The 20,762-nt window shown below is 38.7% G+C and carries 16 protein-coding genes; 9 read left to right on the forward strand and 7 right to left on the reverse strand.

Annotation, left to right across the window (positions count from 1 at the left end; translation table 11 throughout):
- The first annotated feature begins 20 nt into the window (after positions 1-20).
- Both nagZ and PYV58_RS19185 read left to right on the forward strand, forming a co-directional pair.
- Positions 21-1,040 (forward strand): beta-N-acetylhexosaminidase, encoded by a 1,020-nt coding sequence (nagZ, locus tag PYV58_RS19180; RefSeq protein ID WP_034609765.1) that lies wholly within the window; start codon positions 21-23, stop codon positions 1,038-1,040.
- A 242-nt stretch (positions 1,041-1,282) separates the two neighbouring features.
- Positions 1,283-2,128: a class I SAM-dependent methyltransferase gene (locus PYV58_RS19185; RefSeq protein WP_034609762.1), complete on the forward strand. Its 846-nt coding sequence runs from the start codon at positions 1,283-1,285 to the stop codon at positions 2,126-2,128.
- A gap of 133 nt (positions 2,129-2,261) precedes the next feature.
- Here PYV58_RS19185 and PYV58_RS19190 read toward each other — a convergent pair whose 3' ends face one another.
- Positions 2,262-3,608, reverse strand: coding sequence for an alpha/beta hydrolase (locus tag PYV58_RS19190; RefSeq protein ID WP_004818917.1), 1,347 nt, complete (start codon positions 3,606-3,608; stop codon positions 2,262-2,264).
- Between the two features lie 303 nt (positions 3,609-3,911).
- On the opposite strand from PYV58_RS19190, the gene PYV58_RS19195 reads away from it, so the two are divergent.
- From PYV58_RS19195 to pta, 3 genes are all read left to right on the forward strand, one after another.
- The gene (locus PYV58_RS19195; protein WP_034609758.1) at positions 3,912-5,177 is read left to right on the forward strand and encodes a glutamate-5-semialdehyde dehydrogenase; all 1,266 of its coding nucleotides are present in this window, start codon (positions 3,912-3,914) and stop codon (positions 5,175-5,177) included.
- Between the two features lie 415 nt (positions 5,178-5,592).
- Positions 5,593-6,810 carry an acetate kinase gene (locus PYV58_RS19200; RefSeq protein ID WP_034610100.1) on the forward strand — a complete coding sequence of 406 codons (1,218 nt, stop codon included), beginning with the start codon at positions 5,593-5,595 and terminating at the stop codon, positions 6,808-6,810.
- A gap of 275 nt (positions 6,811-7,085) precedes the next feature.
- Positions 7,086-9,227 (forward strand): phosphate acetyltransferase, encoded by a 2,142-nt coding sequence (gene pta, locus PYV58_RS19205; RefSeq protein WP_034609754.1) that lies wholly within the window; start codon positions 7,086-7,088, stop codon positions 9,225-9,227.
- 161 nt (positions 9,228-9,388) lie between these two features.
- Here pta and PYV58_RS19210 read toward each other — a convergent pair whose 3' ends face one another.
- Together PYV58_RS19210 and PYV58_RS19215 are read right to left on the reverse strand one after the other, a co-directional pair.
- Positions 9,389-11,575 carry a TonB-dependent receptor gene (locus PYV58_RS19210; protein ID WP_034609746.1) on the reverse strand — a complete coding sequence of 729 codons (2,187 nt, stop codon included), beginning with the start codon at positions 11,573-11,575 and terminating at the stop codon, positions 9,389-9,391.
- A gap of 280 nt (positions 11,576-11,855) precedes the next feature.
- On the reverse strand, positions 11,856-12,467 hold the full coding sequence (locus PYV58_RS19215; RefSeq protein WP_034609743.1) for a class I SAM-dependent methyltransferase: 612 nt from the start codon (positions 12,465-12,467) through the stop codon (positions 11,856-11,858).
- Positions 12,468-12,732: 265 nt separating this feature from the next.
- Between PYV58_RS19215 and PYV58_RS19220 the strand changes: the two genes are divergently transcribed.
- From PYV58_RS19220 to PYV58_RS19235, 4 genes are all read left to right on the forward strand, one after another.
- Positions 12,733-14,259: a fumarate hydratase gene (locus tag PYV58_RS19220; RefSeq protein WP_004726542.1), complete on the forward strand. Its 1,527-nt coding sequence runs from the start codon at positions 12,733-12,735 to the stop codon at positions 14,257-14,259.
- 82 nt (positions 14,260-14,341) lie between these two features.
- On the forward strand, positions 14,342-14,890 hold the full coding sequence (locus PYV58_RS19225; RefSeq protein ID WP_034609739.1) for a hypothetical protein: 549 nt from the start codon (positions 14,342-14,344) through the stop codon (positions 14,888-14,890).
- Positions 14,891-14,900: 10 nt separating this feature from the next.
- Complete coding sequence (locus tag PYV58_RS19230; protein WP_004818906.1) at positions 14,901-15,434, forward strand: DUF2059 domain-containing protein; 534 nt, start codon at positions 14,901-14,903, stop codon at positions 15,432-15,434.
- 57 nt (positions 15,435-15,491) lie between these two features.
- Positions 15,492-16,025: a DUF2059 domain-containing protein gene (locus PYV58_RS19235; RefSeq protein WP_004818905.1), complete on the forward strand. Its 534-nt coding sequence runs from the start codon at positions 15,492-15,494 to the stop codon at positions 16,023-16,025.
- 59 nt (positions 16,026-16,084) lie between these two features.
- On the opposite strand, the gene PYV58_RS19240 is transcribed toward PYV58_RS19235, so the two are convergent.
- From PYV58_RS19240 to tig, 4 genes are all read right to left on the reverse strand, one after another.
- Complete coding sequence (locus PYV58_RS19240; RefSeq protein ID WP_004726536.1) at positions 16,085-16,834, reverse strand: DUF2846 domain-containing protein; 750 nt, start codon at positions 16,832-16,834, stop codon at positions 16,085-16,087.
- A 164-nt stretch (positions 16,835-16,998) separates the two neighbouring features.
- Positions 16,999-18,309 carry an ATP-dependent Clp protease ATP-binding subunit ClpX gene (gene clpX, locus PYV58_RS19245; RefSeq protein WP_275059648.1) on the reverse strand — a complete coding sequence of 437 codons (1,311 nt, stop codon included), beginning with the start codon at positions 18,307-18,309 and terminating at the stop codon, positions 16,999-17,001.
- A gap of 36 nt (positions 18,310-18,345) precedes the next feature.
- Positions 18,346-18,957 (reverse strand): ATP-dependent Clp endopeptidase proteolytic subunit ClpP, encoded by a 612-nt coding sequence (gene clpP, locus PYV58_RS19250; RefSeq protein WP_004726532.1) that lies wholly within the window; start codon positions 18,955-18,957, stop codon positions 18,346-18,348.
- Positions 18,958-19,146: 189 nt separating this feature from the next.
- Complete coding sequence (gene tig / locus PYV58_RS19255) at positions 19,147-20,478, reverse strand: trigger factor (protein WP_004726530.1); 1,332 nt, start codon at positions 20,476-20,478, stop codon at positions 19,147-19,149.
- Positions 20,479-20,762: the final 284 nt, after the last annotated feature.

A 20,762-nucleotide genomic window follows, 5' to 3' on the forward strand; every position in this document is an offset into this window, starting at 1 on the left:
AAATACAACCGTGGATTCCTATGATCGGCGCATTGATGCTTGATATTGCAGGCACAGAACTTACTCAAGAAGATATTGAACTATTACAAACTCCGCAAGTCGGTGGCATGATTTTATTTTCAAGAAATATAGAATCACCTGCTCAAGTTCGCGCTTTAACCGATCATATGCGCCAAATACGCCCCGACATTCTTATTGCCGTTGATCAAGAAGGTGGACGAGTACAACGCCTAAAACAAGGCTTTACCCTACTACCAGCCATGGGGCATTTTGGTGAGCTATACTTAACTCAACCTGAAAAAGCTTTAACTCTGGCTGAACAATGTGGTTGGCTCATGGCAATTGAAGTGCTTGCAGTGGGGATTGATTTTAGTTTTGCACCTGTTTTAGATCTGAATGACATTAGTGATGTAATTGGCGATCGTGCCTTTGCAAAAAATGTACAAGATATTGTACCGCTTGCCAGCGCATTTATGAAAGGAATGCAACGTGCAGGTATGGCAACCACAGGAAAACACTTTCCTGGACATGGTTCTGTAAAAGCAGATTCTCATGTTGCTGCAGCAATTGATCCACGTGAATACCAAGACATTTACAACAAGGATATGCAAAGCTTTATTCAGCTACAAACCCAGCTGGATGCACTGATGCCTGCACATGTGATTTATGAAAAAGTAGATCCAAATCCTGCTGGTTTTTCACCTTACTGGATTCAAACGATTTTACGCCAAGAGCTTCAATTTGATGGTGTGTTATTCTCGGATGATTTAAGCATGCAAGCAGCTTGTGTTGCAGGCGGAGCAGATGCACGTATCCGTGCTGCCCTCGAAGCAGGTTGTGATATGGGCTTGGTGTGTAATAACCGTGAATCGGCATGTATTGCATTGGCTGGAATCGAAAACCTACCTTTGCCGAATCAAGCACGTTTAGAACGTATGCGTGGTAAAATTCTACAGATCAGTATTGATGAAACATTTGACCTTGGAAATGAATGGCAAGCTGTCAAAAAAGTCATTGAAGAATTTAAAAATTCACTTTAAAACCAATAGAGAGCTATCCATAGGATATTGTGCTAGATGACTTAATTTTGCTGCCCCCTCTTGATGACAAGCGGGGGCAAATCTGCAGCCTTTTATGATTAAAGAGATTTAAGCTATTCTCCTTTCAATAGGAGGGTTGCAAAGGATCAAAAAAAGATGACGAAGCAAAATTAAATTTTTAGTTGTGTTTTAATTGCTTTTCATCATGACCCCATTAGAAAAAATAAAAGTTAAGGATAACTATGTCAGACCAGCAACTTTCCAAGCACCGCCATATTTCATTTACAGCCCATTACACAGGCTATATTTGGTATCAAATGGGCATTTCTCATCCCTTATTTGCCACATCCAAAGGTAAAACTTTGGCTATGATTGCCCACCCAATAGAAAGTTGGGGAGAAAAATACGTCGGTGGCAGTATGCGTACCACACTCAAGCAACGTCATACCATGTTGGATGAACGTTTAGCTGAACTGATTGAACAGTCTCCAGACTTACAAGTACTGGAAATAGCCGCTGGACTGTCACCCAGAGGCTGGTGGTTTAGACAACATTATCCCTTGATTGATTATCGTGAATTAGATTTACCCGATATGGCAAAAACCAAGCAAGCGGCGCTTAAGCAAATTGATCACAAGAGCCCAGATGTGTTGTCTGTCGACTTATTTACAGCGGATTTTAAAAAAGCCTTTGAGGTATTTGATCCACAACGACCACTCGTCGTGATCAGTGAAGGTTTAATTAACTACTTCACCAAAGAACTGTTACAACAATTGATTCAATCGATTGCCCATTATGGGCAAGACTTTAACAGTCTGCATTATCTCACCGACCTTTACCCTGAACCAGTAAAAAACAAATTGGCAAAAGTGATTTGGAACAGCAGCAAGCTGTTAAAAGTCATGTCACGAAGTGCTTTTACTTTTCACTTTGTCACACCAGAACAAGTCAGAAATTTTATCTACCAAGCTGGTTTTCAAAAAGTTGACGTGATTCAGCCCCGTGTCTATTTCAATACAGATTCAACTGAATACAATGCTGAAGAGCATCTAGGTGATTTGGTGTGGATGATTGATGCACAACGCTAAAGCAATCATGTATTGAGATTTGGAGACTTAAATCCTTTAAAACGTAAACATTTCGAGATTTAAATACTTCAATTCTAAGAAATAAAAAACCAGTCAAAAGACTGGTTTTTTAACAGATCAATATATCAAAGGCTTAAGCCACTGCGCCTTCTTGCGCTATACATAACTGCACTGCTTGAGTCTGGCGTGCAATAAACCGTAATAAGCGATCTGCATTTTCAAAGCTACCATGCTTAAATAGTGCGCGAACACCAGATGCAGAGGTTTCAAAAATTAAACATTCAATCGCAAACTCACCTTCATCATCACTCAAATTTAAAGCCAAATCACGGGTATGTTGATTTACAAAAGCTAAATCTTGTTGATGATCAAGACGCATCAATAAACCAAAGTAATTTAAATCAACCACCTCAACCTGAATCACTTTATTTGAATGGCGATGTGTCAACTGACGATGTGGATCAAGCACTTGAATACGATTTTCACCACGACGCTCGATATGCTGCATTTGTTCCCGTGTGAAATTGACAATCCCATCCAGCCCTTGGATCGACCCACCTTTTAAATAAGTGGTGAATAAAGTCATGGTTTCTTTACGGCGTTGTAATTGAGGAACATGATCGGCATTGGCAATCATTGCAAACTGCATATCTGGGCATTGCAAAGCAAAGTTTGCATTTTCATGAGGTAAAGTAAAACTGTCGTATTGACCACATGCCACCAGTGTATTCACTTGAGGAACCGGTACATGGCTTAACCGTAATAGACGATTACAATTGATTTCATAACGTTCTTGTTCAGTATTTGAAAATTCAGCCATTTGCTTAAAGAATAATCTTTTGGCTGTGGGCGACATACGCGTTTTATCGAGCTTGGCATGATTGACTAAATACAAAATCACGGCCTGACCAAACTCGCCCATACGTTGTTCTTTCATCAACATCAATGATTCTTCTAACAACATGCGCCAGCTTTTACGAGTTTCTTGCATCACCCCCATCAAGATCATTTTTTCGACCAGTTCAGGGCGTTGATCAACAAAAAATGAAGCAATCACAGAACCTAAAGAAATCCCCACCACGGCAACCTTTTCAATCGCCACAATATCAAGCCACTGTCCCAACATACGAGAAAGATCAGGTAATTCTAATGTCCCCGCAGATAAACCAGAGTCGATATTGGTGATTTGTTGATTGGCGCCCATAGAGGGCAAATCAATCAAAATGACTGGGCCACTTTCAAAGAACTGCTCAACACAATACTTATATGAGTTAAAGTTTTGGAACGCTCCGCCCACAATCACAATCGGTGTATTGTGAATTGTTCGTGGATCTGCGATCGCCATATACTCAATTTTCCAGCCATCAATCCAAGTTGTTCTTGGCTCCTGCTTAAAACTGTTTTTGTGGTATATGTCGAAAAAACCAAAGCTTGATAAAGATTGGTGTGATTCTGTGTCCATTTGGATAATGGAATTCATATCCTTCCTCCATCCTTGCTTTATTCTTTTAATATGCAAGATTTTGACCCGCATTATTCTTTCAAATTCGTGATACGTATGAATTCTGTATCACATCAATGTCCTTATTGTTTCATTCTTACAGATGTGTGATTTATACGCAATCGCTAAATTGACCGTTTATCCAGTTTAAATGGCAAAAGATTTTGCAAGATATTTAACGCTTCAACGCTGCAAAATAAGTTTATTTCAGTGAAATACTTCCTTGGCTTTACTTAGACTGCTACTATCAAAGGGAAATTTTTAATGATCAAATAAACTGCTATGCAAGACTCAATTGAACAGTATATGCAAACTGTAGGGAAGCAAGCACGCCAAGCCGCTAGTGTTTTGGCAGGCGCAACTACACTTGCAAAAAATAATGCCTTATCTGCGATTTATACTGCTTTGGAAAATAGTCAACCGCAAATCTTGGCCGCCAACCAAATTGACATGAGCAAAGGTCGTGACAATCAATTGGATAGTGCTTTACTTGATCGTTTAGAACTCAACCCCACACGCTTTAAAGGAATGTTACAAGGCTTAAAAGATGTCATCAGCCTTGTCGATCCGATTGGTGAAATCACGGATCTTGCTTTCCGTCCAACAGGTATTCAGATTGGTAAAATGCGCGTGCCTTTAGGTGTGGTCGGTATGATTTATGAATCACGCCCAAACGTTACCCTTGAAGCTGCCTCACTTGCGTTAAAATCTGGCAATGCCATCATTTTACGTGGTGGTTCGGAGGCATTGAATTCAAATCAAGCAATTGCTGAAGCCATTCAACATGGTTTAAAAGCAGCGGGCTTACCTGAAACTTGTGTACAAGTGATTAACACCACTGACCGTGCTGCCGTGGGTCAATTGATTACCATGTCTGAGTATGTCGATGTCATCGTACCTCGTGGCGGTAAAGGTTTGATTGAACGCATTACCAATGAAGCAACCATTCCTGTGATTAAACATCTTGATGGAAACTGCCATGTTTTTGTTGAGGCGCAGGCGGATCTACATAAAGCACTTCCTATCGCATTAAACTCAAAAACACATCGTTATGGTGTGTGTAATGCAATGGAAACATTGTTGGTTGATGAAAAAATTGCGGAAGAGTTTTTACCCCGAATCGCTGAGCTTTATGCAGAAAAAAACGTTGAATTGCGTGGCTGTATCAATGTTCAAAAAATCTTAGGCAATGCTGTAAAACCAGCCAGTGAAGAAGATTGGTATGAAGAATATCTAGGTCCAATCTTGGCAGTGAAAATTGTGACTGGGATTGAAGAAGCCATTCAACATATTAACAAATATGGCTCACATCATACCGATGCAATCATCACTGAAAACTTTAGCTTAGCGCGTCAATTCTTAACCCGTGTAGATTCAAGTTCAGTTATGGTCAATGCTTCGACGCGTTTTGCTGATGGTTTCGAATATGGTTTAGGTGCTGAAATTGGTATTTCTACCGATAAAATTCATGCCCGTGGCCCAGTCGGTCTTGAAGGTTTAACCTCGCAAAAATGGATTGTTTTAGGCGATGGTCAAATTCGTCATTGATTCCAAGCTTGAATAACTCGACTCAGCATTTATCTCAAACATAAGTGCTGAGTTTTTATTTTTAATGCACAGTAAAAATATCAATCAATTTAAAATTTTGATAAAAAATATGTGCTTGTCTTTTAGAAAGACGCAAAGATTGCCTTTGGATAGGACAAGATTATTTACAAGAAACTATAGAATGCAGATAGATTAAAACAACAATGAGTGATAATTTTTAACAATCAATTGATAAATATTAATTATTAATCAATATCAGGTCGATAGTCCAAAAGTCTAATCACCTAAAGTCTATCTAGGACAAAAAAACTACACATGGTACAACATGACTGCTGATCTAATTTGCCCTTTATAAACAAGCATAATCAGATCAATCAGGATGACTTTTTTAAATTATAATTTCGGGTATTCAAACGTGTCTACATCAGTATTAGTAATTAACTGCGGATCTTCATCAATCAAATATGCGCTTGTTTCTGAACGTCGTGAAGATCGAATCTTTGGTTTAGCAGAAAATCTAGGCTCTGCTGATGCACGTATTAAAGGAATCACGGCGGGCAATCAACCACTTGAGCTTTCAATTCCCTATGCAGACCATGAAAAAGCTTTAGAAACCATCTTAGGTCGTTTATCACAGTATAAACCTCAAGCCATTGGACACCGTGTTGTTCATGGCGGGACCTTAACCAAAGCTGAGTTATTGACGCCTGAAATTGTAGAAAAAATTCGTGAAGCAACACCACTTGCACCACTGCATAACCCTGCTCATTTAGTCGGTATCGATGCGACAATGCGCCTATTCCCTGAATTACCGCAAGTTGCAGTATTTGATACAGCATTCCATCAAACCATGCCTGCACATGCATATCGTTATGCTTTACCAAAGTTCCTGTATACACAACACAACGTTCGTCGTTATGGTTTCCATGGTACCAGTCATGCCTATGTTTCTGAACGTGGTTCTGAACTCGCGGGGAGCTATAAACATGGCGGTTGGTTAACAGCACACTTAGGCAATGGTAGCTCCACTTGCGCCATTTGGAATGGTCAAAGTGTCGATACCTCCATGGGACTGACTCCGCTTGAAGGCGTGGTCATGGGTACTCGTAGTGGTGATGTTGATCCAAGTATTCATAGCTTCCTTGCTTCAAATCTGGGCTGGGACATCTATAAAATTGATAAAATGCTGAACAGTGAATCAGGCTTACTGGGCTTATCAGATCTTTCAAATGATATGCGTACCTTGATTGAAGCTTCAGAACAAGGCAATGAAGATGCGACTTTGGCGATTGAAGTATTCTGTTATCGTTTAGCCAAATCACTTGCGGCATTAAGCTGCGGTTTACCACGTATCGATGGTTTATTCTTTACAGGCGGTATTGGTGAAAATTCTGCCTATATTCGTGAAAAAACCATTGCTTACTTACCACACTTCGGTTTCAACCTCAGCAAAGAACAGAATGACGGTTTAAAACGTGGTACAGAAGGTCGAATTGATGCTGGAACAGGTCCTCAAATTTGGGTCATACCAACCGATGAAGAAGGTCGTATTGCTAAAGAAACCGTTCATGTTGTAGAACACGAGGTACAACAGGCCGCAAAAAAGCCTGAATCTGATATTGCGACAGCTTAAGCTGTCGTAAGTCTTGTACGAGCTTTGGGTATACCTATTGAAATAGCCGCATACTCAAGCTCGTTATTACAATTGATCTTGACCAGATTTTGATATAAAGCTGTTTTGTAATCGCTTAAGCTGGCATAAATATATAAACCAGCCTTGTAGATGAATATCGTTTTGCGATCACTGTATACACCACCAAAAAGATGTTGAGTGAAGCAGATGATTTGAGATATTCATCTTCAATTTATCCATGAATTCACATATTTTTACTGATTAAAGAATCGTCTATGAAAACAATTTTATTGGTTCCAACTGGGGAAGGCGTAGGTTTAACGTCTGCGTGTTTAGGTTTAGTCTATGCATTGGAATGCCAAGGCGTTAAAGCAGGCTTTGTAAAACCATTTTCACAAGAATTAATCGCTGAACCAGACCGCACCACTGCGCTTTACCGTCATATCTCAAAATTAGATACGGTTGAACCGATAGCTTATGCAAAAATCACACAACAGCTCAATGATGGTGAAACAGATGAGCTCCTTGAAGAAGCGGTCAGCTTACAACGCCAAATTGCAAAGTCCCATGACATTGTGATTGTAGAAGGCTTAGTCCCTACTGCACGTGATGCTTTTGCCAGTGATTTAAATGCCTCTTTGGCGCAAGCTTTGGATGCCAAAGTTATCTTTGTCAGCAATGCTAATATCGAAAAACCAGAACAAACTGCTGAAAAAGTTGAAGCACAAGTACGTAATTTTGGTGGTGCATCATCATCGCGTAATGCAGGCGTACTGTTTATGCGTACCCGTGGTCTACCTGCAGAATCTGCACAAATTCCGGTGACCATTGATCCAAGCTTACGTTTAGTTGCAGATACTGAAAAATTTAAAACTGAAATTCAAAAAACTCATGCACACATCGGCTCAGCAACATTTCCAATTATTGGCTTAGTTCCATTCAGTGACACCTTGAGTGTGCCTCGCATCTCAGACTTAGCAAAACAAATTCAAGCCACGTGGATTAATCAGGGCAAAGCCAACACACGCCGTGTATTGCACAGCAGCTTAATTGCTTCAAATATTGAACATGAACTACAAAAATTCGTTGCAGGCGAACTGATTATCAGTGCTTCTGATCGTATTGATGTGTTATTGGCGAGTAGTTTAGCCACCAGCAATGGCATTCCACTCGCAGGTTTAGTTTTAACTGAACACCATGAGCCAAATCCATTGGTTTTAGAGTTCTGCCAGTCTGCAATTAAAAATGGTCTACCGATTTTACACACACCACTCAGTACCTTTGAAACAGCACAGCAACTTGCCAATTTAAGCAATGAAATTCCTGTGGATGATACTGAACGTGCCGATCAAGTGACCCGATTCGTTTCAAGCCATATTGATCCAGAATGGTTGACCCAAATGTTGAATGGTGACTATAAACCCCGTTTATCTCCTTCTGCATTCCGTCATGAATTGGTACAAAAATCGATTGCTGCAAAAAAACGTATTGTACTGCCTGAAGGTGATGAGCCGCGTACCATTCAAGCCGCAGCAATTTGTCAATCTCGTGGTATTGCACAATGTGTATTGTTAGCAAAGCCTGAAGCGGTACTTGAAGTCGCCAAAGCACGTAATATTGAACTCCCTGTGGATTTAGAAATTATTGATCCAGATCTGATCCGTGAAAACTACGTGACCCAAATGGTTGAATTACGCAAAGGTAAACTCAACGAATTACAAGCACGTGAGCAACTGCAAGATACTGTAGTACTCGGTACGATGATGCTGGCACTTGATCAAGTCGATGGACTGGTTTCTGGTGCTGTGCACACCACCGCCAATACAGTGCGCCCTGCATTCCAGCTGATCAAAACTGCACCAGAATACTCCTTGGTCTCTTCAATCTTCTTTATGCTGTTACCAGACGAAGTTTATGTATATGGTGATTGCGCGATCAACCCTGATCCAGATGCTGAGCAATTGGCAGAGATTGCAATTCAATCTGCAGATTCGGCAAAAGCATTTGGTATTGACCCACGTATTGCCATGATTTCCTATTCAACCGGTACTTCAGGTGCAGGTGCGGAAGTTGAAAAAGTTGCAAAAGCCACGGAAATTGCCAAACAACGTCGTCCAGATTTACTGATTGATGGCCCTTTACAATATGATGCTGCATCTGTTGAAAGTGTTGGACGCTCTAAAGCACCAGACTCTCAAGTTGCTGGGCGTGCCAATGTGTTTATCTTCCCAGACCTCAATACAGGCAATACCACCTATAAAGCAGTTCAACGCTCTGCTAATGTGGTCAGTGTTGGTCCAATGCTGCAAGGTTTAAATAAACCTGTAAATGACTTGTCGCGTGGTGCATTGGTAGATGATATTGTCTTTACCATTGCATTAACGGCGATTCAGTCAGAACAACAAGCTGCACATTAATGCTGATCTACTAGACATAAAAAAACCACCCAAATCAATTGGGTGGTTTATTTAATGTACTGACGAAAAATTCATAAATCAGTCTTTATGATACTGATATCCCCATCGATTCAATTGCTATCATGGGTATTAGACAGCTTTATTTTCAATGAGATTAAAGCTTAGAAGAAATAGTTCACGCGAAATAAATAATTACGCGGAGTACCTGGCATAGCGTTTGAACGCCAATATTCTTTATCTGTTAAATTATTCACAGCAATCGTCGCCCCCCATTTATCATCTTTATAACCAATTGCAGCATCGATACGAGTCCAATCTGGCATTTTGGTGGTATTTTCATCAGAAGTATAATAATCCCCCATATAGGTTGCACCAACCTCGCCATAAATTTTTTCGGTAGGAAGATAACGTACAAACAAATTGCCTGTATGCTTGGAAACATTGCGTAAATTATTATCAACCAATTCAGGTCTTAAATCATGTTTAGTAATTTTGGCATCTGTATAACCATAGCCACCTCGAACATAAATATTATTCAGTGCCTGACCAATAAAACTAAACTCTAATCCTTTAGATTCATTTTCACCAACAACAACATAAGGCGAGTTATTATCATCTGGATCTTTACGTGCGCGGATATTATGTTTTTTAATATTGAATACAGATAATTGTGTGTTTAGCTTAGAATCCAGCCAATCACTTTTTATACCCACTTCATATTGATCAAGATATTGCGGCTCATAATTAAATGCACTTAGATCATCTGTTGCATTTATAACATTGACGCCCATATTGCCGCCAAAGGGTGAAAAACTTCGACTATAAGATGCATATAGACTTTGTTCAGGGACGGGTTGCCATACAAAACCTACATTTGGGCTAAATGTCTCATCTTTAACTGCACGTGATTGTCGGTATGATGTTGAACTCTCTAATTTATTTGTGGTTTTTGACTCATAGTAATCATAACGCCCACCTAACATCATTTTAAACTGATCATTAAAGCTAATGAGATCCTGAAGGAAAAGCGCATAATTTGTTCCTTCATTATAATTGTGAGAGGTCGTAATATGCCCTGTGCCACGGTTACTAAAACGATCACCTGTTAGTGGATTCACAAATCCATAAATCAATGAGCCATCCTTGTTTTTATTTGATAGTAAAGGTTCTCGCTGTTCATAAGACCAGTCTGTACCGACTAGAACATTATGTTTAATCGCCCCAGTATTAAACTCACCAGTTATATCCCAAGTATTGGTTGTGGTTTTATTGGTTGTTTGCTGCCAATAATAAATTTGATTGACATAACCTTTATAACATCCTTTATTTGTATTCGTTGGCTTCACATCTGCAGTACACATAGAGCCTAAATAAAAATGATCAAAATTTTGTTCCGACTCACGATGACTTAAACCCCAATGAAATTTCCAATTTGGCGCAAATTCATATTTAACATCTGTACGCATTGTTTGAAGAATATCTTCTACATAATCTCCAGATTGAGCAAACCCCATCTTAATTGAAGTCCCTGTAGGCAAGTTCTCATAGGAAGGACCACGATCAGGAACTCGATGTATATTGTCGTAAGTAAATTCGGTCGTCCAAAGTAGTTTTTCATCATCACTACGATAAGTCACACTTGGAGAAATCATTTCCTCATTGGCGCCGATATCGGAACGGAAGCTATTGGTATCGGACTTTTCACCAACCAAACGTACAGCCCAGTTATCATTAAGTACTTTATTAATATCAAGCGTTCCGCCAACATTATCATAAGAACCCACGTATGCCCCAACTGAGCTTCCCGAATCAAAATTTGCATATTTGGTGACCATATTGATCACACCACCACCGCCACTACGGCCATATAATACAGATGCAGGACCTTTTAAAATTTCAATTCGTTCAACATTGGCGGTACTGCGACGTATCTGTCCACTTTCACGCACACCATCACGATAGATATCTCCAGAATCCGCACTAAACCCACGCAGCATAATACCATCACCACGCATATCATAACTGGTTGAAACGCCTGGTGTGCCTTGTAACATAACACTCAAATCATTTGCGCCATACAGCTTATATTTCGAAACATCAATTGTATCAATCGTTTGTGGTATATCTTTTTTATCTAAACCATTTCTCGTAACATTGGCTTGTTTATAGTCCACATATGTTTTTATTGGGTCACCATCATTCATTGCTTCAATGACAATGGTGGGAAGCGTTGCTGTGCTTTTTTTCTGTTCTTCACTGCTATCTGTATTTGCAAATGTTAAAGAGGAAACGAAAAGCCCTCCCGTCGACAGCATCATTAAAGTTAAGCTTTTTTTAACAAAAGGCATTATTGCACCAAGAAAAATAATGAGAATTATTATCATTATAATATGAATTTTCACTAAATTTTACAATAACACGCTAATTTAACTACAAAATAATGATGATCTAAAAAATAAACGTGAAAAGTATATTAAATTAAGTGGGATTATTTTTACTTATTTAGAAATTAAACTAAAAAATAACTTTAATACTCATAATTAAAATATATGAATCTCTTAATTTGAGAATATTAAAATTTTTAGATATTTTTGTATTTATTGCTTAATTTATTTTCATCTAGGTATTTTATATTCGCTTGGCTAACCAAACAGTATGCCCAGTACAATCACGATCTTCAGCAATCATCTTTATCACTTCAAAATTATATTTTTTAAATAGTTCATGATACTCAGCGGATGATAAGCTGGCATGATACAGCGCATCACCAAACATCTCTCCAACCGCTTCACCCTGTGATGGTCCACTGGTAAACATTAAAGCAGCGCCAGCTTTTGTATATTGATCAAAAATTTCAAACATATCTCGCTGATCTTGTGGTGTAAGGTGAAAAAAGCTATCCCAAGCGAGTATTGCATCAAATTTGCGATCTAAATCTACTGTTCGCATATCAGCTAAAATCCAAGTGCGATCAGGAAAATTCTGTTTCGCCATTTCAATCATCACATCAGAACTATCAACACCTGTCACAGTATTCGCTTGCTCAATCAAATAAGCTGCAATTGGTTTTGCAGAGCCACAGCCCAAGTCAAGAATATGGGAATGAGCTGGAATTAAAGTTAAAAAGCGATCCAACCACGCTTTTTCATAAAGAAATTCCCCGCGTAATTCAGTCCATGCACGAGCATGCTTTGTATAAATTTCAATAATATTTTCCGCAAGATGCGTATAGTTTTCCATGTTGTTGTTATTTAGCCCAAGCTTTTGACTCAATAGAGTATAGAGCTTTTCTCACCCTGTAAAATCTGAAATTTATTTCAATACGGCTTTATCATCATTTATATAAAAAGTAGAAAAGTTGACTTGATCAATCAAAATATAAGCTGAGTTTCTCAAATAAAATCATAAAACTTTAGGCTGAAATTAGATCTAAGCCACCACAAAACAAGCAATATCACGTATAATTTAGCCCGCTAGCTAACAGCCCGCTCAAGAGATTTTTGATATGACAACTATTATCAAACAAGATGACTTGATCACATCGGTCAAGGACGCGCTTCAGTTCATTTCGTACTATCATCCACAAGACTTTATCCAAGCGATGAGCCGTGCTTATGATCGTGAAGAGAACCAAGCTGCAAAGGATGCAATTGCACAAATCTTAATTAATTCACGTATGTGTGCAGAAGGTCATCGTCCAATCTGTCAAGATACTGGTATTGTTAACGTATTTGTTGACGTGGGCTTAGATGTTAAATTTGATTTAACCATGAGCTTAGATGATGCGATCAATGAAGGTGTACGCCAAGGTTATTTAGAAAATAGTAACGTACTCCGCGCTTCAGTTTTAGCAGATCCTGCTTTTGGTCGTAAAAATACCAAAGACAATACACCTGCTGTAATTCACTACAAACTCGTTCCAGGCAATAAAGTCGATATTACTGTTGCAGCGAAAGGTGGTGGTTCAGAGAATAAATCTAAACTGGCAATGCTTAACCCTTCTGACTCGATCGTAGATTGGGTACTTAAAACTGTACCAACGATGGGTGCGGGTTGGTGTCCTCCAGGAATGCTCGGTATTGGTATTGGTGGTACTGCTGAAAAAGCCATGATGCTTGCAAAAGAATCGCTCATGGAAGAAATCAATATGGACGAGTTACTTCGCCGTGGTCCACAGAACCAAATTGAAGAACTGCGTATTGAAATCTTTGAAAAAGTAAATGCATTGGGTATCGGTGCGCAAGGTCTTGGTGGTCTAACCACAGTGCTTGATATCAAGATCAAAGACTACCCTTGCCATGCTGCTGGTAAACCAGTCGGTATGATTCCAAACTGTGCTGCAACTCGTCACGCTCATTTCCAGTTAGACGGTTCAGGTATTGCACATATTCAAGCGCCTTTACTTTCAGATTACCCTGAAGTGACTTGGGATACGTCAACATCTAAACGTGTTGACTTAGACAATATCACACAGGAAGAAATGAACTCATGGCAACCGGGCGATACATTATTATTGAACGGTACCATCTATACAGGTCGTGATGCTGCGCATAAACGCATGGTTGACATGTTGAATAAAGGCGAACAGTTACCTGTAGATCTCAAAGGTAAATTCATTTACTACGTGGGACCTGTAGATCCAGTCGGTGATGAAGTTGTAGGCCCTGCTGGTCCAACAACAGCAACACGTATGGATAAGTTCACACGTCAAGTCCTTGAAGCGACTGGCTTGTTTGGTATGATCGGTAAAGCGGATCGTGGCCCTGCTGCTGTTGAAGCGATCAAAGACAATAAAGCAACTTATTTGATGGCTGTTGGTGGTGCTGCTTATTTAGTATCTAAAGCCATTCGTGAAGCAGAAGTTGTTGCATTTGCTGACTTAGGTATGGAAGCTATTTATAAATTTAAAGTACAAGACATGCCTGTATCTGTTGCAGTTGATGTCAATGGTACTTCTATTCATGCGACTGCACCTAAAATCTGGCAAGCCAAAATTGGTAAAATCCCAGTGGTTGATGCTGTTGCACAATAATCTGATCTAAAGCTTAGATTAAGCTTGAGCATCACTTAAAAAGCACTCTATGATTAGAGTGCTTTTTATTTTGAGTCAGATCATGAACTTTATAAAATATATTATTTTTCCTGGATTATTTGTATGCTTGATCTCTATTCAAAGTTTTGCTTCAAACACTGATAGTGACGCTGTTGACCGACTAGCGCAAGGTATCATTACCAATCAAATATGGCGCCTACAATACAATGAAAGTGCAAAAAAGATTTATCAAAATCAAGCGGAAAATTTAATCAAAAACGGATCAAGTACAATAGAACTCACTGATAAAGAAAAACAAATCATCCCTCAAATTGTAGAGATTTATCAGGCAATACCAGAAAATATTCTCCGAGACCCACAATTTATCGCCCAAACCAAACAAATTCTTTTAGAATCGTTAAGTTCTCAAGAAATTGAAATGCTCTCACAGCATGACACAACGTCGAGCCAAGAGCTGTACACAAAACTTGCCAATATTGACACAGAAATATTCCTAGAAAGCAATGCAGCTATTCGTAAGGCAGTCAATGACCCTCAATTTATCCAACAATATCGCAATAAAATTGGAGAAATTATTCAGCAACTGCATCATTTAGATGAAAATAAATAATGGAAAACCTATGAAAATTAAGCAGTTCGTTTTAACTTTAAGTTTATGCTGTATCACAATGTCAAGTTTTGCATCTCCAGCAACAGATAAAAGTGTCGACAAATTGATGCAACTCTCCAATATCTCAGAGATTTTCAAACAAAGTACTCGTGATATGCAACCCTACTTTGACGATCAAGCAGAAGCACTTGTTCGCCAAGTGACGGGGGCTCAAACATTGAATATCGATCAGCAAAATGCAGCACTACAAATTAGTGCATTGTATAGTGATATTCAACAGCAGCTGGTGACTGACCCAGAATATCTCAACATGTTTAAATCATTATTTAAAAAGACCTTTACTGAAGAAGAAGTTCAAGCCAATATCGCTTTTTTAAGTACACCGATTGGACAATCCATCAATCAAAAGATGAACACGCTTATGACAGAAGTCATGCAAGAAACCGCAAAGTTTTCTCAAGAAAAAATGCTAAAAGTAGAAAATCAAAAAGCCCTGAAAGAAAAAATGGAAACGATTTTAAAGCCAATTCTTCAAGTTGAATAAGCTTTTACTCAACCATTTTATGATGTGAATTACAACCAGAACTTATATAGGTATTTTATGAAATTACTCCAACACTTACTACTTGCAAGCGCATGTATCAGCACAAATTTTGCTTTTGCAGCGCCCGCTTCAGACCAACAAGTTCAACAATTATTAAAAGTCATGAATATTGATGAACTGCTACAAGAAACCATACAACAAATTCGCCCTCAGTTGGATCAACAAGCTTACCAAATCATTCAAATGACGGTAAAAAAAGATCAGCTCAACCCACAAGAACAAATTGTCGCCAATGAGCTTGCTGACAAAATGTATGAGCAAAGTAAAAAAACCATTGCTTGGGATCAAATCAAACCTGTTTATCTTAAGATTTATAAAGACATATACAGTGCTGAAGAAGTTCAAGCTCAAATTGATTTTTATTCAAGTGCAATTGGACAGTCGATTCTGAAAAAAACACCTCAAGTTGCTCAAGAAACCATGAAAGTCATGAACAGCCAACTGATTAAAAGTGTACAAAACGCATCTGAAGACTTTAAAGAAGTGACTAAAAAACTAGATGCTTTAAAAAAGGCCGCAAATACTCAATAAAACAAATAAGAAAAGAGAGCCTCGCTCTCTTTTCTATATCAAGCATCTCTAGCGATAGATCACCAAGTCATTGGGTTCCAAAGTTTAAACTGCTGTCCCAAATGCACATCATCACTCACTTTGTACGGTTCACCTTTGATTTTTTCTTTAGGTTTGATCACACGACCATCTGCAGTCACTTCAGCCACGAAATTAAGGCCTGGAGTTTTCAGTTGAGTCATTGCAATTTCTTTAAGTCCTTGTCGGGTAGGCATTTGCATTAAAGGCCCTACACGTAATAACCCTGCTTCACCATTGGGTCCACCGCGAAATTTTTCTTCTTCATATTTGACAAAATATTGCCCGCCAGCTTCCACTGAGAAGTAAGCAACTTTGGGTTTCTGGAAATGAAAAACCGTTAATGGGCGACTGAGACTTAATTTATAGTCACCTTCAGCCAGTTCAATCCAGTAATAATGATTACTGATCAAACTTGGAATTTTCTTACCATTCAGAAAAAAATTGTTTGGAATAATTTCTTGTCTATTCCAACGACTGTCTGGTCGATAAAAATACACAATTGCAGCTTGAGGATTCTGTGGTTTAACCAGCTTAAAGTATTGCCCCGGTTTTTGATTGACCCAAGATCCGGTAGAAAATGATGCAACTTTATATTGTTCAAGCTTTTCATGAACCAACGAATCTTCTTTTTTGAAATCGATTGGATCTAAAGTTGAAACAACTTTTGCAGGTTGCTGTTCAACAGATTGATGACTTTGACAAGCTGCCAACCCACAACTGATCAAAACGACTAGACCGATGTAACGCATGATTTTCCCTCACCGCGTATTTTTTATTTTCGTTTTTAATAAACCCTATTGTCTACAGCCAGCTTAACATTTCAATGACCATTTAAAAATAAAAAACGTGCAAATAGTCAAGCTACTTGCACGTTTCAGATGAATTGCACTGAGGATGTATCAGAATCCAGCTTTTAAGCTGATTTTGTATCCAACACCTTCAAATCTACTTTTTCAACTTCAGTATTTTCATGCTTTGGTTGACGTTCAGATTTGAACTCTGGTGCAGCTTTATCGTTAATCACCGCTTCATTGATAATCACAGTACCAATGTCTGAACGACTTGGTAAGTCATACATGGTTTCAAGCAATACATTTTCTAAAATAGAACGCAGACCACGCGCACCTGTATTACGCTCTAACGCTTTTTTCGCGATCGCACGTAAAGCAGAGTCTTCAAAAAGAAGGTCTACATTTTCCATCTCAAAAAGATATTGATACTGACGCGTTAATGCATTTTTTGGTTCTGTTAAAATCTGCATCAAGGCTTCTTGATCAAGCTCTTCAAGTGTTGCAATCACAGGTAAACGACCAATGAACTCTGGAATTAAACCAAATTTCACCAAATCTGCAGCTTCAACTTGACGGAATAATTCAGATAATTTCTTACTATCGTCTTTATTCTTTACGTCTGCGGTGAAGCCAATGCCACCTTTTTCTTGACGTTGTTGCACAACTTTTTCAAGACCAGAGAATGCACCACCACAGATAAACAAGATATTTGCAGTATCAACTTGAATAAACTCTTGCTGTGGATGTTTACGTCCACCTTGAGGCGGAATTGACGCAACCGTACCTTCAATCATTTTCAACAATGCTTGTTGCACGCCCTCGCCAGACACATCACGTGTAATCGAAGGGTTTTCAGATTTACGGGTAATCTTGTCAATTTCATCAATGTAGATAATGCCCTTTTGTGCTTTTTCTACATCGTAATCCGCTTTTTGCAAAAGTTTCTGAATAATGTTTTCAACATCTTCACCAACATAACCAGCTTCGGTCAAAGTTGTTGCATCAGCCATTGCAAAAGGTACATCAAGCAAACGTGCAAGTGTTTGTGCCAGCAATGTTTTACCTGAACCTGTCGGTCCAATCAGCAAAATATTACTTTTAGCAATTTCAACGGCATCTTTAGGCTTATGCCCTGTTTGAGATACTTTTAAACGTTTGTAATGGTTATACACTGCAACTGAAAGTGTTTTCTTTGCTGTGTCTTGACCAATTACATACTGGTCCAAAGCCGCACGAATTTCATGTGGTTTTGGCAATGGGCGTGTTGCCCAATCGCCTGTTTCCACCTGTTGACTCGTTTGCACTAAGTCTAAGCACACATCCACGCATTCATTACAAATATATGCGTCCTCGCCTGCGATCAGCTTACCGACTTCAGACTGCGTTTTACCGCAAAATGAACAATGCTTTTGTCCTTGAGGAAGATCGGACATTTTCACTCCAAATTCTTAAATCTTATCTATAAATGTTTAGTCTTGAGGTCGTTTACTTAATACCTGATCCACTAAACCATATTCTTTTGCTTGCTGTGCAGTCATAAAATTATCACGATCTGTATCTTTAGCGACAGTTTCGTAATCTTGACCACTATGTTCAGCCATTAAACGATTTAAACGTTCTTTGATGAATAAAATTTCACGTGCATGAATTTCAATATCCGATGCTTGACCACGGAAACCACCCAATGGTTGGTGAATCATCACACGCGCATTTTCCAAGCAATAACGCTTACCTTTTGCACCAGCATTTAATAAGAAAGCCCCCATAGATGCAGCTTGACCCATACAATAGGTCACTACATCAGGCTTAATAAATTGCATCGTATCGTAAATTGCCATACCCGCAGTCACTGAACCACCAGGTGAATTGATATATAAATGGATATCTTTATCTGGATTTTCAGCTTCTAAAAACAACATTTGCGCGACAATAAGATTCGCCATGTTGTCTTCAACTTCACCAGTTAAAAAAATCACACGTTCACGTAAAAGACGTGAAAAAATATCGAAAGAACGCTCACCACGTGAAGATTGTTCTACGACTACTGGCACCAAAGCGCTTTCAATTGATGGAACGTACATACGTTATTTATTCCTGAATTCTTGTTACTTCACTCATGTTCACAATATGAGGGATAATTGCTGAAAATGCAAAATATTCCCAACTTAATATCAGATATTTTTTGCATAAGTATTGTGAATGGAATGATTAAATCCATGTTTAAGCTCATAAAAAAAGGCGCCAAAGCGCCTTTTTTTAGATCAAACAACTTAGCCTTGTTGGCGCGCTTGTTGCTCTTTTAACAAATCTTGATAGCTAACAACTTCATCAGTTACTTTAGCAGCAGCTAAGATATGATCAACAACTTGATCTTCTAACACTACGCCTTCGATTTGAGCACGTTGTTGCTTATCAGTTTTGAAATATTCGATCACTTCAGTCGGATCTTCATAAGAAGAAGCCATATCTTCGATATAAGCATCAACACGTGATTGGTCTACTTCAAGTTTAGCATCAGCCAATACTTTGCTTACCAATACACCAAGTTTAACTGCTTTTTCAGCTTGTTCTTTGAACAATTCATCAGGAAGCATGCTGCTGTCAAATGCTTTAGCACCTTGAGCACCAAACTGTTGAGTAAATTGTTGAATCATTTGTTGACGTTGACGATCAATTTCTTGAGCCAACATAGATTCAGGAACTTCTACGTCATTTGCAGCAACAAGTGCATCAAAAGTTGCACCTTTTACTTGGTTACGTAGGCCATTTTTTACTTCACGTTCCATGTTTTTGCGAACGTCAGCTTTTAATTTCTCAACGCCTTCTTCTTCAGTTAAACCGAAGATTTTAAGGAATTCAGCATCAATTTCAGGAAGTTTTTGTTTTTCAACAAGTTTAACTGTGATTTTGAATTGAGCCGCTTTACCTGCTAAGTTTTCAGCTTGGTAGTCTTCAGGGAAAGTTACATCAATCACTTTCTCTTCGCCTTTCTTCATACCAACGATACCGTCTTCGAAGCCAGGGATCATACGACCAGAACCTAAAACAAGTTTAAAGTCTTCAGCAGCACCGCCTTCAAACTTCTCACCATCAACAGTACCTTCAAAATCGAAAGTTACTTGCATGTCTTTTTTAGCCATGCCTTTAGTTTCAGTCCATTCAGCGCGTTGCTTTTGAAGATTTTCAAGCATTGCATCAACGTCTTTATCTGTTACTTCAGATGATTTACGTGATACTTCAAGACCTTCAAATTTAGCTTCAACTTCAGGATAAACTTCAACTGTAGCTTGATAAACTAAAGCATCATCTTTGTTTTCAACTTTGTCGATGTTTGGCATACCAACAGCGTTGATTTTTTCTTGTTGAATTGCTTCAAATACTGTGTCACGAATGATGTCGTTTACAACTTCTTGGTAAATACCAGCGCCGTATTCACGACGTACAACGTTTACTGGCACTTTACCTTGACGGAAGCCGTTGATCTTCACAGTTTTGGCAGTGCGTTTCAAGCGAGCTTCAAACTGCTCGTTAATACGGCTCGTCGGTACAGATACATTTAAACGACGGGCAACGCCCGAAACCGCTTCAGAAGTTACTTGCATGGCTTCCTCGATAGAATTTAATAATTACAGTTTTTCAAAAAGTGCCACATTATATGACAACATTTGAATATATACAAAACACCTGTGTAAATCATTTTATTTCGATCACTGATTTTCTCATTGTGGCGCTTTTTTTAATAAATTATCTTCGGCTCAATGACAAAATAAAAATTTTGTATTTTTATATAAATTTACCAAATTCAAATACGTTAGTGACATTAGAATAAATTTATTTACATTTTGAAATATCTACAATTAAAATTAAATAAATAAAATTCAAAAAG

It is taken from the genome of Acinetobacter sp. TAC-1 (assembly GCF_029025845.1).
In the GTDB taxonomy this organism is placed as follows: domain Bacteria; phylum Pseudomonadota; class Gammaproteobacteria; order Pseudomonadales; family Moraxellaceae; genus Acinetobacter; species Acinetobacter guillouiae.

Coding starts and splice junctions, on each gene's coding strand:
- nagZ (WP_034609765.1), top strand. CDS start 21: ATGATCGGCGCATTGATGCTTGATATTGCAGGCACAGAACTTACTCAA.
- PYV58_RS19185 (WP_034609762.1), top strand. CDS start 1,283: ATGTCAGACCAGCAACTTTCCAAGCACCGCCATATTTCATTTACAGCC.
- PYV58_RS19190 (WP_004818917.1), bottom strand. CDS start 3,608: ATGAATTCCATTATCCAAATGGACACAGAATCACACCAATCTTTATCA.
- PYV58_RS19195 (WP_034609758.1), top strand. CDS start 3,912: ATGCAAGACTCAATTGAACAGTATATGCAAACTGTAGGGAAGCAAGCA.
- pta (WP_034609754.1), top strand. CDS start 7,086: ATGAAAACAATTTTATTGGTTCCAACTGGGGAAGGCGTAGGTTTAACG.
- PYV58_RS19210 (WP_034609746.1), bottom strand. CDS start 11,575: ATGCCTTTTGTTAAAAAAAGCTTAACTTTAATGATGCTGTCGACGGGA.
- PYV58_RS19215 (WP_034609743.1), bottom strand. CDS start 12,467: ATGGAAAACTATACGCATCTTGCGGAAAATATTATTGAAATTTATACA.
- PYV58_RS19220 (WP_004726542.1), top strand. CDS start 12,733: ATGACAACTATTATCAAACAAGATGACTTGATCACATCGGTCAAGGAC.
- PYV58_RS19225 (WP_034609739.1), top strand. CDS start 14,342: ATGAACTTTATAAAATATATTATTTTTCCTGGATTATTTGTATGCTTG.
- PYV58_RS19230 (WP_004818906.1), top strand. CDS start 14,901: ATGAAAATTAAGCAGTTCGTTTTAACTTTAAGTTTATGCTGTATCACA.
- PYV58_RS19235 (WP_004818905.1), top strand. CDS start 15,492: ATGAAATTACTCCAACACTTACTACTTGCAAGCGCATGTATCAGCACA.
- PYV58_RS19240 (WP_004726536.1), bottom strand. CDS start 16,834: ATGCGTTACATCGGTCTAGTCGTTTTGATCAGTTGTGGGTTGGCAGCT.
- clpX (WP_275059648.1), bottom strand. CDS start 18,309: ATGTCCGATCTTCCTCAAGGACAAAAGCATTGTTCATTTTGCGGTAAA.
- clpP (WP_004726532.1), bottom strand. CDS start 18,957: ATGTACGTTCCATCAATTGAAAGCGCTTTGGTGCCAGTAGTCGTAGAA.
- tig (WP_004726530.1), bottom strand. CDS start 20,478: ATGCAAGTAACTTCTGAAGCGGTTTCGGGCGTTGCCCGTCGTTTAAAT.